This is a genomic window from Bacillus sp. FSL M7-1020 (assembly GCF_038050415.1).
GTDB classification, from domain to species: Bacteria; Bacillota; Bacilli; order Bacillales; family Bacillaceae_G; genus Bacillus_A; species Bacillus_A toyonensis.
The window spans coordinates 779866-795252 of sequence record NZ_JBBOTW010000001.1 but is presented as its reverse complement, the minus strand read 5'-3'; the positions used below and the strand labels follow the sequence as shown (position 1 = coordinate 795252).

The window sequence follows — 15387 nt, the reverse complement described above, 5'->3', positions numbered from 1 at the left end:
TACCTTTCTTCGTGTGAACCTGTATGAAATGTAACTACTATTTAACTCCTAACTCTAGTAAGGAATCTCCAGCTTGAATCTTTTCTACTTCAGTTTTTTTAATACTATATTTATTATAATTTGTAACAACAACTGGTGTTGTCACAACATAACCCGCCTTTTGAATTTCAGCTATATTAAACTCAATAAGTAATTGCCCTTTTTCTACTCTCGCTCCTTGTTCAATATGAGAGGAGAAAAATTCGCCATTTAATTTCACAGTATCCATTCCAATATGGATTAAAATTTCAGCACCTGAATCCGCCGTAATTCCTACTGCATGATTCGTCGGGAAAAGTGCAGAAATCGTACCTGAAACTGGTGAAAACAACTTTCCTTCTGAAGGCTCAATCGCAACCCCTTCACCTAACGCACCTGATGCAAATGCAGCATCGTCAATATTTTGAAGTGGCATAACGGCGCCATGAAATGGACTCAGAATTGCCTCATCATCGTTTGATGCAGCAATTTTATCAATTGTTTCAGCTGATTCTGTAGAATCTTTCTTTTTAGTAAAACCAAATAAATAAGTAAGAACAAAACCTAATATTAAAGAGACAACCATCGCAATAATCGCGCCCCAAAATCCAGCTGTAATCCCTTCTTTCGGACTAATGAATGTTGGAAGCGCAAATATACCAAGTCCACCTGTCATATAAGCTTGCGTACCGAATACGCCAAGTATTCCGCCGCCAATTCCTCCCGCAATACAACTCATAATAAACGGCTTTTTAAGAGGAAGTGTAACACCATAAATCGCCGGCTCTGTAACACCGAAAATACCCGAAATAAAAGCTGGAATACTAAGTGTTTTTAATTTCCGATCTTTCGTTTTCATCCAAACTCCAAGAACAGCCCCAATTTGAGCAAATGAAGTAGCGAATATAAGCGCTAATATAGGATCAATACCGTGCACTGCTAAATTGTTATAGCCAATCGGGACAATTCCCCAATGAAGTCCGAAAATAACGAGCACTTGCCAGAAAGTACCAAGTACTATCCCTGCTACTAATGGACTTAAATGATAAACCCAAAGTGTAGCCTGTCCTAAAAATTGACCTGCCCACGTCGCAATCGGACCAATAACAAGAAATGTAACTGGTACAACGATTAGTAACGTTAAGAATGGTAGTACAAATGTTTTCACAACATCTGGAATGACTTTCTTTAAAGACTTTTCTACTTTCGCTCCAAAATAAGTAGCAAGAATAATTGGAATAACAGATGATGCATAGTTCATTAAAATAACTGGAATTCCTAAAAACGTAATATGAATTGGTGATTCAAACATCGTTCCTGCAAATAGCGTATATAATGGCTCACTTGCTTTTAAACCGGATAGAGCCGGATACACTAACGCTCCCCCAATTGCCATACCAATGAATGGTGATCCTCCAAATTTCTTACTTGCTGTATATCCTAAGAAGATTGGGAAGAAATAAAATAATGAATCGCCAACTGCATTTAATATTTGATACGTTCCTGACTGCGTACTTAACCAGCCTAGCGCTACAAATAGTGCATTAAATCCTTTAATCATCCCAGTTGCAGCTAGTACTCCTAAAATGGGAGTGAAAATGCTAGAAAGAATATCTATAAGACTACTCTTTTTCTTCTCACTCGCACTTTCTTCCTCTGTTTCTTGAAACCCTCCAGCAGCAATAACCGCTTTATATACGTCGGATACATGGTTACCAATTACAACTTGATATTGTCCGCCACTTTTCATAACAGTCACAACATCTTCCATACTTTTCAGTACTTCTGTATTTGCTTTCCCCTCATCTTTTAACTGAAATCGTAAGCGAGTTATACAATGTACAACGCTATTTATATTTTCTCTCCCGCCAACATGTTTCAGTATGTCCTTTGCTAATTTTTCATACTTCATAGTTATTTCGCCTCCCTACAATCATCCCATTTATCATTTTTATAAAGTGAAACTGTAATCAGTGGGGGTATTCATCCCCCACTGATTACTAGCCTTCACCAATCGGGCATTTAGGGCAGCCCGACTCCCACATAACTTCTTGGCCTCAGCCGAATTTTGAGGTGGGTAAAAGAAAAAACCTAAACTAACCGTAACGACGTGATACATACGAATCACTCCATTACAAGTCAATTTAGGTTTTGCCTGCCAAACAGTAACAATCCCGTTTATTCAATTACATAATTCATTGCGTTTCGTTACACGATGAATGTGCAACGTTACGTACACTTTTTCATCTTTTGAAAGATGACTATTATGTGCTTTTTGTAAGTATGCTTCAATTTTTTCTGTACAACAATATGCCTCTTCATACTTACTTTTCACTTGCTCGTATAAAAAATCATCCTCTGCCGAATGCAATTCCTTCTGCATTAAACGCTGGGCAAAGTATCGTAAATGCGTTACGAACCGACTATAATTAAATGAATTTTCATCTAAGTTCATCTTATAGTGGTACTTTACAACATTTAAAATATCTTGGACGATTTTCGTCATCGCCACCGTTTGCTGCATTGCCGGCTCTCCTTGCTGCGCATTCACGAAATGCAAGGCAATTGACCCTGCTTCATCTTCAGAAAGTCTAAAGCCAGTCTCCTCTTCAATTATGTTCAAAGCTTGTAGACCAATTTCAAACTCTTTCTGATAAAATCTCTTAATCTCCCAAAGCAAAGTATTTTTCAGATCCATTCCTTCTTTATGCCGAGTTAAGGCGAAACTTAAGTGATCCGTTAATGTAAGATAAATATAATCACTTAAAGTCCCCGGCAAAACTGTCTTAGCAAACTGAATAATTCTCTCTGTAATCTCTAAATTTTCTACAGGAATTTCAGTTAGTAATCTAGCGAGTTTCTCTGATAATTCTCTTGTTTCTAGCACAAAGGTCTTTTCTATCTTAGATTCATCAATCGCATCGCCTACTTTTTTCTGAAACCCCAAACCTCTGCCCATAAGTACAACTTCTGTCTCATTATCCTTCATCGTACAAACAACATTGTTATTTAAGATTTTATGGATTCTCATATTGTTCCGCCTTCTTCTTCTTAAAGTCACAAAAGGTAATAAAAAAACCTAAACTGATTCCAAAAGCTACACTACACCCGTAGCCTCTAGATCAATTTAGGTTTTGCCTGCCGAACAGTAACAATCCTTTTACTTATTAACTTACTTTTATTATACACAACAAGTAAGCGTTTGCAATGATAAATTATTGAACATTTTTTTACAAGAGAAAACAAAGACTAATCATTTCAAAAAGTATTTTTCCTTTTTCGATATACTAACAGTTTATCAGCTGTTGTTTTAATGTATTTAAAACTTTCTTTCTCTCTTCATAATCTTCTGCATCTGCTTCTTCCCAAAGCTCAAGATCAGCCCCTCGCTCAATTAATGCAATCGCATTGTTGCGAACCTCATCCTGAAGACACCCTTTCTCCAATTGTATTGCCGCAAGACCAATATATACTAAAGACATAACCTCTAAATCTTCATCTATATCAAACTCATCTAAATACTCTTCTAAAATGAGCTTAGTTGCTTCTTCTACACTATTATCCTCTAAGTACTCAATAAACTGTTCTTTCACATCACAAGTTGTATCATCATCAAATAACCCAGTTCCCCAAGCGCCCATATTCCACAGCCCCTTCTTTGTACTTTTCTATTATATTTCAATCTTAAATATAATAGAAATTCATTACAAGGCTAGTTATATACATCATTATATTTTACAATTACTATAGGTAATATATATATTTTACCACATGTATCATTCTGAATAATCAAACAAAATTATCGATAAAATTCCATATAGACCCATTACTGGTTAAAATGTTATAATTAAATCACCCTACATAGTTACTCATAGTCAGACTGAGGAACTAGCGTCTTATTAAGCAATGCGCATAACTTAAATAAAAAAGACACTTTACAGTGTCTTTTTTATTTACATTCTATTCATTATTTTTTCATAGAAGTTATCTCTTTTATACACAAAATATATCAAACTTGAGCTCGACTATCTTTCAAGTTCCCTTATCGACCTATACTTATTTAGAGTTTTCCTTCAATCCAACTACCCGATTGGTCAAAATAGTATTTGTTACCACCAATTGATTGCCAACCCGTTAACATTGCACCTTCACCATTTAAGTAGTACCATTTACCACCGATTGATTGCCAGCCTGTTAACATTGCACCTTCACCGTTTAAGTAGTACCATTTACCACCGATTGATTGCCAACCTGTTAACATTGCACCTTCACCATTTAAGTAGTACCATTTACCACCGATTGATTGCCAGCCCGTTAACATTGCACCTTCACCATTTAAGTAGTACCATTTACCACCTATTGATTGCCAGCCCGTTAACATTGCACCTTCACCATTTAAGTAATACCATTTACCACCTATTGATTGCCAGCCCGTTAACATTGCACCACTACTATTTAAGTAATACCATTTACCACCGATTGATTGCCAACCCGTTACCATTGCACCACTACTATTTAAGTAATACCATGCACCACCGATTGATTGCCAACCCGTTACCATTGCACCACTACTATTTAAGTAATACCATGCACCACCGATTGATTGCCAACCTGTTACCATTGCACCACTACTATTTAAGTAATACCATGCACCACCAACATTTTTCCAGCCAGTAGCCATTTTGCCATCACTGTTTGTATAATACCAATTGTTATTTTTAAATACCCAACCTTCTTTTGTTGTATTAGGGTCTTTATCTTGAGCATTGTTAGTGAGCTTACTCCAGCTTGGATCGTATTTCACCCACTCACCTTTCTTGATTTCATACCAGCCATCTTTAATAGATAACACTTTGTATTTTTCACCCTTCTTAGCAATGCGGACAACTCCATAATTCACTCCTGCACCACTACGAACATTCACGCTTGTACCAGTGATTTCTAACTCAATATTTGGCTCAGCTGGGTTTGTTTCGTTACCATCTACATCTTCTTTTTCGTCTACTAACGGAGGATTCGTTCCAGTACCCCCATTCAGATATCCATTAGCGCCTTCTACAAATGAATTCCAAGTCCCCCTTGTGATAATAATATCAGGGCACTTCTTTCCACTCCATTGTTCATGGCGTCGTAAATTACTCGCGCTGATTCCTTCTTGTTTCATTAAATGCGCTACTAATTTTTTCGCGTTTTCTACCGCTTTATTATAGTCGCCATCTTGATTAACCGCTATCTCAATACCGATTGATTCTCTGTTTCCTGTACCTGTACCACCATCACCTGCATGCCAGCCATTTTCATTTGTTGGTAGATGCTGATAAATTTCTTTATCATCTACAGTAAAATGCCAAGAAGCCGTTCTAACAGTACCGCTTGTTGCTTGATTGTATAAATACTTTGCATGACTCTCAGCATTCGCACCCGGTGCCGTATTTGCTGTTTCATGAATCGTAATATACTTTGCTTTCATTGGGTTTGCAGGTCGAATATCTGTGTTACCAGCTGGTATAATCCACTCTACAAACGGAATTCCACTAATTGTTCCACTTTTCTTCGTTGCTGATGGATCTGCTGCTGAATACCCTATACGGTTAGAACTACGCATTTTGGGTTGCATAGAGCGAGAGCTTCCATCTCCTTTACCATCTACATCTTTAAACGCATTTTCAATATTTTTTAAAGCTTCCGCTTCCGTGACTTTTCCTGTCTTAGCTTCTTTAACGGTCTCTATATCACCATGAACATGTGCGTCTTTTTCTCCGTCTGCAATTGACAATTGATTCGGTTGATTAACACTCTCTTCTGCTAAAGTTGTTAATGGCACAGTTGATAATAAAGTTAGTCCTGTTGTTAAAGTAATTACGTATTTTCCTAGATTTCTTGTCATAGTTATTACGGTATATTTTACTAGATTAGTAGTAATACCTTCCTCCCCTATACATGATTTTTTCACTTCCAGATTTATGAAATAGAACATTCATTTCATGCATCTGATACCACCAAAATTAAAGAACAGATTTTTCGGAAACTTACTACAATGCATTAGTAAAATTAACTTCTCTCTTGTTTTATACATTCTATCTTCCGAATATTAAATACACTAGATTTATATTCAAACAATAGGTTCGTTAAATAGTAACCTTTGAGTGTAATCATTCCTATTCATTCTAGTTCTCCTAAATATACATAAGTGCAGTGGCGTCCCAGACTATATCATATATGATATAGGAGAAAAGTAAAAGGTCATATATTTATATTGTTGTAAACTTTTATAAATAATATTACATACACAAAACCACTCAAGTATATCATTCCGCATTTGAGTAGTTCTCATTTCTGCCCTAAAAGATATGAATCTATTTCTTAATAAAACTATCATAAAAATTTCAATGTAAAGCAATCGAACTGCATGAATAATAACTAAAAAAAGGCCCCATTACTGGAGCGCTCAAAAAATAATATAAGTAAATGAATTAAAAGAAATAACAGACAACTAAAATATATACGAATAAACATTCTTTAATCTATATATATGCAACATTACATAAAATTATTTATTATTACATGCTATACTAAAACTGGAGTCGATAATTGTTATTTTCTTCTTAGTTTTAAAGCAATATGGATATACCTTCTAATCGCATTTGGATTGTACAAGGAAAAGAAGACACCTTAATGGGTGTCTTCTTTTCTTATATTTTTATGAATTCTTTTGAGTTGATGCTCTCCAATCACGAAAAGATGTTGGGCGTCCAGAATAAGCTCTTTGCTTTGTAACAGCTGGTTTTTCTTCAATAATAGTTGATTTCTCTTCAGGAGTATTTGGTTTTTCTTCAAGAATAGTCAAAGCTGTTTGCATTTTCTCCAGCTGTTCTCTTAAAGCTTGCTGTTCAATCTTTAAATCTGTAAGTAAGCGTAAAATCATCTCAGAATTAGCCATAAAGATCCTCCTTCTCCCAATACACAGAATAAAATACAATATGTAAACGACGAAATACCGGTGACAAAAATAAGTTTGTCAACTCTTATAAAGTGAAACTTTAATCAGCCCGACTCCCACCTAACTCCTTTGCTCCAGCCAAATTTTGAGGTGGGAGTTTTACTGCACATTAATGCGGGATAAAATCCCAAGTACTTTTATTTTTCAAAAGGACCTGCTCAAGTTTATCCGTAAAAACATAAAGTGAATTAAATCCATTACGGAAGGAGGAGTTAATATGGGTTATGGCGGTAGTTGTGGTGGAGGCTGTGGTTTCGGTGGCGGATTCGCCCTACTTGTTGTACTCTTTATTTTATTAATCATCGTTGGAGCTAGCTGTTGGGGCGGCGGATTCGGCTGCTAAGGAGAGGCACTCTTGAGAGTGTCTTTTTTTTATGTTCTACATACATATTACTTCATATAGTAATTTCCCAGCACTAAAGGCTACTTTCACAATGAAGTGCACCCCCATTGTATTGTTTGTTTCATATTTATTGTTATTTTCCCTCTCAAAAATTGCACATTTTAAAATTGACATAGCATTTCATTCACCATATACTGTTAACAACAGTATACTGTCATCAACAGTAAAACAATCTATTTTAGGAGGTCTATTTATGAAACATACAGGAAGACATACAGGGGCATTCCTTTTATTATTTCTAGCCGAGGGGGATCACTATGGCGGGCAATTATTGCAAAAGTGTGAAGAAGAACTTCCGGTCAATCCAATCGATAGTGCCATCCTATACCGCACACTAAAGAAATTAGAAAACGAAGGTGCGATTGCATCTTATGTAAGTACAGCTCATCAAGATAAACCGAGAAAGATGTACAAAATTACCCCTGCTGGAAAGGAACAATTAGCAGATTTTCAAATGGATATTGAAGAAAAAATGAAGAACTTATCCTTTTTCCTAGACAAATATACAGACTTAAAGGAATCCGATCATGATTAACGGTATGATCCTTTACACTTTAGCCATTGTCCTTACGGGAATTTCTTTTATAAAAGATCGTAATAAAACGAAAGATGCTCTATTTAAGTCATGGAAAATGTTTCGCAATCTTCTACCTGCCATGCTCTCCATCATGCTTTTCGTTGGCTTATCACTTTCCGTATTAACGCCGTCCTTCATCTCTTCCATCATTGGAGAGCAGTCTGGATTGTTAGGTATTATTTATTCTGCAATCCTCGGTTCTGTGGCACTCATCCCAAGCTTTGTCGTATTCCCTCTTGGAAATACATTAGTTCAACATGGTGCAGGTCTTCCTCAAGTTGCGGCACTTATATCTACACTCATGTCAGTAGGGCTTACAACTATGCCGATGGAACAAAAGATATTTGGGCGAAGCTTCGCTTACGCACGTAATGCATCTGCTCTGCTCATGTCTCTCCTATTCTCCTATATTATTTGGGTGGTGATGGTATGAACGAACTAAAAAGATATCGCTTCTTTTTCGTTTTACTACTGGGGCTCTTTATATTAACTTTTATAAATCAATCTTTAGGCAAGGCGGCATTACAACTAACAGGGAATAGCATTTTAGATATGCTGTTTCTCCTTCCTCCTGTCCTACTATTTGTAGGATTACTTGATCAATGGGTGAAGAAAGAAACGTTAATGAAATATATGGGCGAAAAATCGGGCATATATGGTATCTTATTCTCTCTATTATTAGGCGGAATTGCAGCTGGCCCCCTCTACGTCGCCTTTCCAATCGCCGCATTACTTTTGAAAAAAGGGGCGAGCATTAAATACATCGTATTTTTCTTAGGCGTTTGGACAACTGCAAAATTACCAATTATCGTATATGAATTTTCTTCATTTGGAGCTACTTTCACACTTATTCACATTTGCTTCGGTTTAGTATTCTTCTATGTAATGGGCCTTATTTTTGAGAAGTTTTATGATCAGGGGCAATTGTTGCGGTATGATGTTACGGAGGAAATGTAAGGTTAACACCCATTGGATAACAGATGCAGAAGATCGAACTGTCATTGTAAAAAAAGAGAAACTAACATTAACAACTTGTTACCCCTTTAACTACATCGGTGATGCCCCAGATCGCTATATTATTGAAGCATCTTTAATTTATACTAGCTACAAAGAGGTGTCACCTTATAACTATGTGACACCTCTTTTTTACTTTAGAAACATTACCATAATCTTAATTCGACACAGTATAATAAATATATGATACAGAAAATTCAATATTTTATTTTATAATATTTTTAGAGGTGATTATCTTGAGTAAAAACGTGAATTTACTTCTTCAAATAGTAATTGGCATTACCATTATGATCGCACCTATTCTCATTACAGGGACTATGTATGATGTCACTAAAACGATGGGTGACTTATTAGTTGCAGAGCTTATTATAAGAACACTTTCCCTCATTATTGGACTTTTAGTTATTAGTAAAGCTTTACATCGTTATTCTCAATAGTTCTTCTTACTAAAAAACAGACAATACATACACCACATTTCCCTCGGCTGTTTGAACTATTATTACGAAAGAAATAAAAAAAGACATCTTTAATCGTAAAGATGTCTTTTTTTATAAACCTTAATTTTCGTTCTGTAAAACCCCCTTTACTTCTACTCCCTTTTTCTCTTCTTTTAAGAATAGCGATACGATAAAAGCAACAACAATAAAGATTAATCCAAGTGCAAATGCACCTTGGAACCCTGACGTTAAACCGTTTAACTTCTCCACTGGGTCCATTGGATTTGCTACGCTTTCCATATACTGAGTTGTTCCTGAAGACATTTTCGATATAAATATAGCTGTACCAATTGCGCCAGCTACTTGCTGTAACGTATTAAACAACGCTGTTCCGTGCGGATATAGATCTGGTGTTAATTGATTTAAGCCGTATGTTTGTGCTGTCATGACAAACATGAGTCCAACCATTAATACGCTATGCATGACAATAATTTGTAACATTGATGTGTCAGGCGTAATGTCTTTAAATAAGAACATTGCAATCCCTACTAACACAATGCCAGGAACGATAATAACTTTCGGACTAAATTTATCAAATAGTTTACCCGCGATTGGTCCCATTATGGCGCTAATAATACTTCCCGGAAGCATGATAATTCCTGATTTAAAAGCTGTAACGAGTAAAACTGTTTGCAAGAACATCGGTAATAAAGTCATCGTTGAAAATAACGACATCATCACAATGACAATTAATCCAACCGATAATGTAAACATCGGAACTTTAAATGCACGTAGTTCTAAAATTGGATTCTCGATTTTTAATTGTCGAACGACAAAAATGAATAATGAGATAAGCCCAACAAGTAAAGTGCCATACACTTTCGCATCAGACCATCCTAAATCACCCGATGCACTAAAGCTATACACAAGCCCACCAAATCCTAATGTCGATAAAAGGATAGATGGATAATCTACTTTTGGCCTTGTTAACTCTGAAACATTTTGAATGTACTTCATCCCAATCATAATTGAAATGATCACGATAGGAATAACGATATAGAATAACCAGCGCCAGTTCAGTGAGTCAACGATTACTCCAGATAATGTAGGACCAATTGCCGGAGCAGACATCATCACAAGTGCGATTAATCCCATTGTGGCACCACGTTTTTCAGGCGGACAAATGATTAAAATCGTATTCATTAATAACGGTGAAATTAACCCGGTCGCTACAGCTTGGACGATACGGCCTACTAATAAAACAGAAAATGTCGGTGCGAATCCCGCAATTAATGTACCGACTAAAAATGTTACCATAGCGATCAAAAACATCTGTCTCGTTGTGAGCCATTGCTGAAGTAACGCTGTAATTGGGACTAAAACCCCAACCACCAACATGTAAGCTGTAGAAAGCCATTGAATCGTTGAAGCTGTTACGTCAAATTCTTTCATTAATACCGTTAATGCATTACCAAGTAACGTTTCATTTAATAATGCAACCATTGCCCCTAGAAGTAATGCAATTAAAATGGGGGTATGTTTTATATTAGAAGTATCAACTTTGCCACATGCAGGGCTCTTAGTTGTCATATTCATTTACAAATTCTCCTCCTGTTTCTTACTTAAAAAGCTTTATATAAACACGAACACATGTAATATAATATACATATGTAGATTAAAAAGGGAGAATCAATTTTCAGCCATTGTATACTTAATCTACGAAAAAGGAGAATTGTAGATGAATGATAATGAAAAACAACTTGATTTACGTATTAGACGTACACATAAATTACTATGGGATTCCTTATTCGAATTAATGACGCAATCAAAGCAAAAATATAGTACCATCACGATTAACCAAATTTGTGATCGTGCGATGGTACACCGAACAACCTTTTATAAACACTTTGAAGATAAAGATGCTTTATTAACATTTGGATTTAAACGATACGGCAAGATGATTGCTGAAATACCGGTTTCAGATCGATTAAGTAAACCATTTCAAGTAATGGAACAATTCCTACATCATGAAGAAATCGGTAAAATATTAGAAACGCAAATGTCTGATGAACAATTTATTAGCCGTGCACAATATTTAAGTCACGAAACGAGAAAACAAGAAATAGAAGCTTTAAATCAACTTTGTAAAAATTATACGATGCCAAATGATTTAATCATTGAATTTTATTCAGGGGCGATCACCTCATTAAGCGCATGGTGGTTTAAAAATGAAAGAAGCGTTTCTGCTGCTGAAATGGACCAATATCTCCATCAACTTATTAATCGGGATATTTTTCAGTTTGAAGAGGAATAAGACTACACCTTTTCAATTATGCAATCAAATTGACCACAAAATAGGAATATGATATATTTTCGGTAGAATGCTATATAAGTATGACATCAAATAAAATGGCATATAATAAAAGAAGAGATGCGATAACATCTCTTCCCTAACTGCTACGGTATGGGTGGTAGTTATTATAAGCTATTTCTTTTTACGAAACCCACCCTTCTGTTTCCTACGGCGCGGAGTGGGTTTTTTGTTGTCCTTATCTAGAAGTTGCTTCCGCAAAAAATGCGCTGAAACTTCGCGCACAGTCGCTTTGACAAACTTTCCTACAAGTTCAAACAAAAACTCCATATTATCACCTCCTTTCCTTCCAAATAGAAAGAAGGGATAACCACCCACCCTCACAATATGCAATTGACTTTATTTTATCAAATAATTGTAAAGATATTATGTAAACAAAACAAATGAAATTTCACATAGAAAAAAGCCCTTAAACTAGGCTTTTATACACACTATTACTTCCCAATTATGCGGAAAAGAAAAAACCGTCGATAAATTTACGTTTTAAATATTCAGAATTGATATTAAAATAAAAAAATAGGGATAGGGGTATGGGATCATAAAATTTATACATAACGAGGGAATAGAAATGAAACTACAATTAAAAGCAGATTTAGGGCTACTACTAGTTACATTCTTTTGGGGTGCATCCATCTTACTTACAAAAGTTGGACTCGAAGGCATAGAAGAATACAATTTAATCGCATTACGATTCATTATTGCCTTTCTTTTATCAGGTTTAATATTTTACAAACATTTATTCAAAATCGATTTTAAAACGGTAAAATATGCATTTATACTCGCTTCTGTTTTATTTATCGTTTACATTTTCGCTACTTTCGGCACAAAGTATACGAGTGTTTCTAATGCTGGTTTCTTACTATGTCTAACAGTCATTTTCATTCCGATATTATCAGCTATATTTTTAAAACACATTCCGGAAAAGAAAGTTATAGTAGGAATCATTTTAACGATAATAGGAATCGGCTTATTAACATTAACGAGCGAATTCAAAATCGGTAACGGCGATATATTTTGCATACTGTCAGCCTTATTTTATGCCATTCACGTCATCATTACCGGAAGCGTAACGAAACATGTGAACTCCATTGCACTTGGAGTCATACAACTCGGTTTCGTCGGTCTATTTAGTCTTATATTTTCATTCATTATAGAAACGCCAAAACTTCCTAGCACAACCAACTCATGGTTAATTATCTTAGCCTTAAGCATATTTTGTACCGCAGTCGCATTCATCGTGCAAGTGATCGCCCAGCAATACACTACGCCTACACATACAGGACTTATTTTTTCATTAGAACCTGTCTTTTCCGCAGGTTTTGCTTTCGTTTTCACAGGTGAAACGCTGACAGGAAAAGGATACTTAGGGGCTACGCTTATATTGTTGAGTGTGTTGATTGCTGAGATGGATTTTAAGGGTTTGTTGAGGCTTAATTATAAGAAGAATGTGGAGTAAATATTTTACTACGATAGATAAACATACCCAGAAAAATATGAGTTTGTATTATTTTCATTCTCTTCACTTAGATTTTTTTTTTAGATGCTATCTTCGAATAAGGTAGCATCTAAAAAATGTTAAAAGGAAGTTTCCACTAGTATCTTCTTATATTTTATGTAGCCTTCATATTTTACCTTTTCTACGTTCTTTGAAGTGAAGATGTTCAAAATTACTTACTGAATATAGTCATACAGATTTTTCGCTAACAGTAAACAAGTTACTGTAATGAAAAGGGCACGAACATACCCACTGCCTTTTTTTATAGCAAATTTGGAGCCAACAATTCCTCCAGCAATTTGAGCAACCCCCATTATAAAACCATACGCATAATTTACTTGCCCTACATACATAAACATCAACAATGCACCAACATTACTTCCTAAATTAAGAAGCTTCGCATTACCTGCTGCTTTTAAAAAGTCATACCCAATAAATAAAAGAGAAAACATTAAAAACGAACCTGTTCCAGGGCCTAGAAATCCATCATAAAAACCAATAGTAAAAACAAAAAAAGTAAAAATAATGACGTGTCGACCAGACAATTTTTTATGAGTGGAAATACTACCCCAATCCTTTTTAAATATCGTATAAATAGCCACCGCACCAAGCATGATCAGCATCAATGGCTTCAGTATTTCTGGATTCATTAAATGAACGGTCCATGCCCCTATTATGGAACCTATGAAAGTGAGTGGAAATAATTTAAACGCCGATTTCAAATCAAGATTACCAGAACGATAAAACACAATATTACTAGTTGCACACCCCATTGTCGATGCTAGTTTATTCGTAGCTACTGCACTTGCTGGATTCAGTCCTGTAAATAATAAAGCTGGTAAAGCAATGAGTCCTCCACCACCTACAACTGAATCAATAAATGCAGCTAAAAATCCAAAAGCAATCAAAATAATTAATACGGATGGGTCTAAATAAAAATCCATACTATTAACCTCCCCTTTAGTCACTATTGGAATAGTAACTAATAATTTGCTAAATGTAAACAGTTATTGTAACGTTGAAATATAAAGTGAAACTTTAATCAGTGGGGGTTTTGTTCATCCCCACTGATTATTAGCCTTCACCAATCGGGCTTTTACGGGCAGCCCGACCCCCACCTAACTTCTTTGCTTCCGCTAAATTTTGAGGTGGGAGTCTTACTGCCCGGCAAATAGCGGGATAAAAGCAAACATCGGAGGACGAAAAAAGTGGACTACATAGTGCAACAGCTAAAAAAAATTGGTTTCAATGAATATGAAGCTAAATCTTATGTATCTCTTGTTAAACAGGGGCCTGTCACAGCCTATCAAGTGAGTAAGGATTCGGGTGTCCCAAGAGCGCGCATTTATGAGATTTTAGGTAACCTTGTAGAAAAAGGAATTGTCATGAAGGAAGAAATAAATGACACCACTCGATATTCACCTCTACCTGTTGAAATCTTTTTACAGAAGGCTCAATCAGAATGGCAGTCTACTTATGAAGGAATAAGTGATTCATTAAAAAAACTAGAAACTTCCGAGGAAAAAACGGATAATCGCGTGATTACTTTAAAAGACAATAAAACAATCATTAGCTATTGTCAGGCATTAATAAAAAAAGCAGAACAACGTATTGTCATTTCAATGTGGGATGAGATGTATGAAGCGTTAAAAGAAGATCTATCTGAAGTAGCTGATAAAGTTACAATACAAGGTATTACCCTACATGTTGAAAATCCCATTAAAAATCTAGAAGCCCATCGCATAACACCTTATACAGAAACCTTGTCTACAGAACATTGGTTTGTTTTATCGATAGATTCTAAAGAGATGATTTATGGACCATCACTTGAAGAGCGTAATATTGCTTTTTATACAGATGACCCCGTTCATATATACTTATTAGAGGATTACGTATGGCATGATGTTTTAGTAAATCGACTTGTCCGACGTAGCCAAGATGACTTGCAGCAATGGATTACTGCAGAGAGAAAATCTTTCTTTATGGAAAAATAAGAAGCATATTCAAGAGCAACCCAAAAAATTTGCGTATTAAACCTAACAACTTCTCCGTACAAAAATAGCCGACTATTA

Annotated in this window: 16 protein-coding genes and 1 pseudogene; 9 read left to right on the top strand and 8 right to left on the bottom strand. The window is 35.6% G+C overall.

Annotated elements, in window-relative coordinates; genetic code table 11:
* Positions 1 to 37 precede the first annotated feature (37 nt).
* From MHB70_RS04025 to MHB70_RS04005, 5 genes are all read right to left on the bottom strand, one after another.
* The gene (locus MHB70_RS04025) at positions 38 to 1930 is read right to left on the bottom strand and encodes a beta-glucoside-specific PTS transporter subunit IIABC (RefSeq protein WP_061529558.1); all 1893 of its coding nucleotides are present in this window, start codon (positions 1928 to 1930) and stop codon (positions 38 to 40) included.
* A 270-nt stretch (positions 1931 to 2200) separates the two neighbouring features.
* Positions 2201 to 3049 carry a BglG family transcription antiterminator LicT gene (gene licT, locus MHB70_RS04020; protein WP_001219859.1) on the bottom strand — a complete coding sequence of 283 codons (849 nt, stop codon included), beginning with the start codon at positions 3047 to 3049 and terminating at the stop codon, positions 2201 to 2203.
* A 256-nt stretch (positions 3050 to 3305) separates the two neighbouring features.
* On the bottom strand, positions 3306 to 3659 hold the full coding sequence (locus MHB70_RS04015) for a DUF4259 domain-containing protein (protein WP_000501497.1): 354 nt from the start codon (positions 3657 to 3659) through the stop codon (positions 3306 to 3308).
* A gap of 419 nt (positions 3660 to 4078) precedes the next feature.
* The gene (locus tag MHB70_RS04010; RefSeq protein WP_341343682.1) at positions 4079 to 5905 is read right to left on the bottom strand and encodes an N-acetylmuramoyl-L-alanine amidase; all 1827 of its coding nucleotides are present in this window, start codon (positions 5903 to 5905) and stop codon (positions 4079 to 4081) included.
* Between the two features lie 813 nt (positions 5906 to 6718).
* On the bottom strand, positions 6719 to 6958 hold the full coding sequence (locus MHB70_RS04005; RefSeq protein ID WP_000013684.1) for a hypothetical protein: 240 nt from the start codon (positions 6956 to 6958) through the stop codon (positions 6719 to 6721).
* Positions 6959 to 7235: 277 nt separating this feature from the next.
* Here MHB70_RS04005 and MHB70_RS04000 point away from each other — a divergent pair, with 277 nt between their 5' ends.
* The 6 genes and pseudogenes from MHB70_RS04000 (at position 7236) to MHB70_RS03975 (ending at position 9449) form a co-directional block, all read left to right on the top strand.
* The gene (locus MHB70_RS04000; protein ID WP_000540377.1) at positions 7236 to 7361 is read left to right on the top strand and encodes a YjcZ family sporulation protein; all 126 of its coding nucleotides are present in this window, start codon (positions 7236 to 7238) and stop codon (positions 7359 to 7361) included.
* Between the two features lie 253 nt (positions 7362 to 7614).
* Positions 7615 to 7956, top strand: a complete 342-nt coding sequence (locus MHB70_RS03995) for a PadR family transcriptional regulator (protein ID WP_000683177.1) — start codon at positions 7615 to 7617, stop codon at positions 7954 to 7956.
* The gene (locus MHB70_RS03990) at positions 7949 to 8431 is read left to right on the top strand and encodes a hypothetical protein (RefSeq protein WP_061529557.1); all 483 of its coding nucleotides are present in this window, start codon (positions 7949 to 7951) and stop codon (positions 8429 to 8431) included. Before MHB70_RS03995 ends, MHB70_RS03990 begins: the two co-directional genes overlap by 8 nt.
* Entirely contained in the window at positions 8428 to 8955 is a 528-nt protein-coding gene (locus MHB70_RS03985) for a permease (protein ID WP_001004197.1), read from the top strand. Before MHB70_RS03990 ends, MHB70_RS03985 begins: the two co-directional genes overlap by 4 nt.
* Positions 8954 to 9094: pseudogene (locus tag MHB70_RS03980) on the top strand (sortase domain-containing protein); the annotation flags it as partial. The gene MHB70_RS03985 and the pseudogene MHB70_RS03980, both read left to right, overlap by 2 nt.
* Positions 9095 to 9248: 154 nt before the next feature.
* Entirely contained in the window at positions 9249 to 9449 is a 201-nt protein-coding gene (locus MHB70_RS03975) for a hypothetical protein (protein ID WP_000042281.1), read from the top strand.
* 120 nt (positions 9450 to 9569) lie between these two features.
* Here the strand turns inward: MHB70_RS03975 and MHB70_RS03970 are convergent, their stop codons facing one another.
* Positions 9570 to 11045 carry an MDR family MFS transporter gene (locus MHB70_RS03970; protein WP_001057511.1) on the bottom strand — a complete coding sequence of 492 codons (1476 nt, stop codon included), beginning with the start codon at positions 11043 to 11045 and terminating at the stop codon, positions 9570 to 9572.
* A gap of 142 nt (positions 11046 to 11187) precedes the next feature.
* On the opposite strand from MHB70_RS03970, the gene MHB70_RS03965 reads away from it, so the two are divergent.
* Complete coding sequence (locus MHB70_RS03965) at positions 11188 to 11763, top strand: TetR/AcrR family transcriptional regulator (protein WP_000999316.1); 576 nt, start codon at positions 11188 to 11190, stop codon at positions 11761 to 11763.
* A gap of 171 nt (positions 11764 to 11934) precedes the next feature.
* Here the strand turns inward: MHB70_RS03965 and MHB70_RS03960 are convergent, their stop codons facing one another.
* A complete protein-coding gene (locus tag MHB70_RS03960) occupies positions 11935 to 12090 on the bottom strand; it encodes a hypothetical protein (RefSeq protein ID WP_080451805.1) in 156 nt (51 codons plus the stop codon).
* A 298-nt stretch (positions 12091 to 12388) separates the two neighbouring features.
* Here MHB70_RS03960 and MHB70_RS03955 point away from each other — a divergent pair, with 298 nt between their 5' ends.
* A complete protein-coding gene (locus MHB70_RS03955) occupies positions 12389 to 13276 on the top strand; it encodes a DMT family transporter (protein WP_061529556.1) in 888 nt (295 codons plus the stop codon).
* A 215-nt stretch (positions 13277 to 13491) separates the two neighbouring features.
* On the opposite strand, the gene MHB70_RS03950 is transcribed toward MHB70_RS03955, so the two are convergent.
* Complete coding sequence (locus MHB70_RS03950) at positions 13492 to 14259, bottom strand: TSUP family transporter (RefSeq protein WP_061529555.1); 768 nt, start codon at positions 14257 to 14259, stop codon at positions 13492 to 13494.
* A 264-nt stretch (positions 14260 to 14523) separates the two neighbouring features.
* Between MHB70_RS03950 and MHB70_RS03945 the strand changes: the two genes are divergently transcribed.
* Complete coding sequence (locus tag MHB70_RS03945; protein WP_061529554.1) at positions 14524 to 15309, top strand: TrmB family transcriptional regulator; 786 nt, start codon at positions 14524 to 14526, stop codon at positions 15307 to 15309.
* Positions 15310 to 15387 lie beyond the last annotated feature (78 nt).

What these genes read in the sequence shown, in the direction of transcription:
- MHB70_RS03970 (WP_001057511.1), bottom strand. Translation starts at nt 11,045, where the DNA reads ATGAATATGACAACTAAGAGCCCTGCATGTGGCAAAGTTGATACTTCT.
- MHB70_RS03955 (WP_061529556.1), top strand. Translation starts at nt 12,389, where the DNA reads ATGAAACTACAATTAAAAGCAGATTTAGGGCTACTACTAGTTACATTC.
- licT (WP_001219859.1), bottom strand. Translation starts at nt 3,049, where the DNA reads ATGAGAATCCATAAAATCTTAAATAACAATGTTGTTTGTACGATGAAG.
- MHB70_RS03985 (WP_001004197.1), top strand. Translation starts at nt 8,428, where the DNA reads ATGAACGAACTAAAAAGATATCGCTTCTTTTTCGTTTTACTACTGGGG.
- MHB70_RS03960 (WP_080451805.1), bottom strand. Translation starts at nt 12,090, where the DNA reads ATGGAGTTTTTGTTTGAACTTGTAGGAAAGTTTGTCAAAGCGACTGTG.
- MHB70_RS04000 (WP_000540377.1), top strand. Translation starts at nt 7,236, where the DNA reads ATGGGTTATGGCGGTAGTTGTGGTGGAGGCTGTGGTTTCGGTGGCGGA.
- MHB70_RS03995 (WP_000683177.1), top strand. Translation starts at nt 7,615, where the DNA reads ATGAAACATACAGGAAGACATACAGGGGCATTCCTTTTATTATTTCTA.
- MHB70_RS03990 (WP_061529557.1), top strand. Translation starts at nt 7,949, where the DNA reads ATGATTAACGGTATGATCCTTTACACTTTAGCCATTGTCCTTACGGGA.
- MHB70_RS04025 (WP_061529558.1), bottom strand. Translation starts at nt 1,930, where the DNA reads ATGAAGTATGAAAAATTAGCAAAGGACATACTGAAACATGTTGGCGGG.
- MHB70_RS04010 (WP_341343682.1), bottom strand. Translation starts at nt 5,905, where the DNA reads ATGACAAGAAATCTAGGAAAATACGTAATTACTTTAACAACAGGACTA.
- MHB70_RS04005 (WP_000013684.1), bottom strand. Translation starts at nt 6,958, where the DNA reads ATGGCTAATTCTGAGATGATTTTACGCTTACTTACAGATTTAAAGATT.
- MHB70_RS04015 (WP_000501497.1), bottom strand. Translation starts at nt 3,659, where the DNA reads ATGGGCGCTTGGGGAACTGGGTTATTTGATGATGATACAACTTGTGAT.
- MHB70_RS03950 (WP_061529555.1), bottom strand. Translation starts at nt 14,259, where the DNA reads ATGGATTTTTATTTAGACCCATCCGTATTAATTATTTTGATTGCTTTT.
- MHB70_RS03965 (WP_000999316.1), top strand. Translation starts at nt 11,188, where the DNA reads ATGAATGATAATGAAAAACAACTTGATTTACGTATTAGACGTACACAT.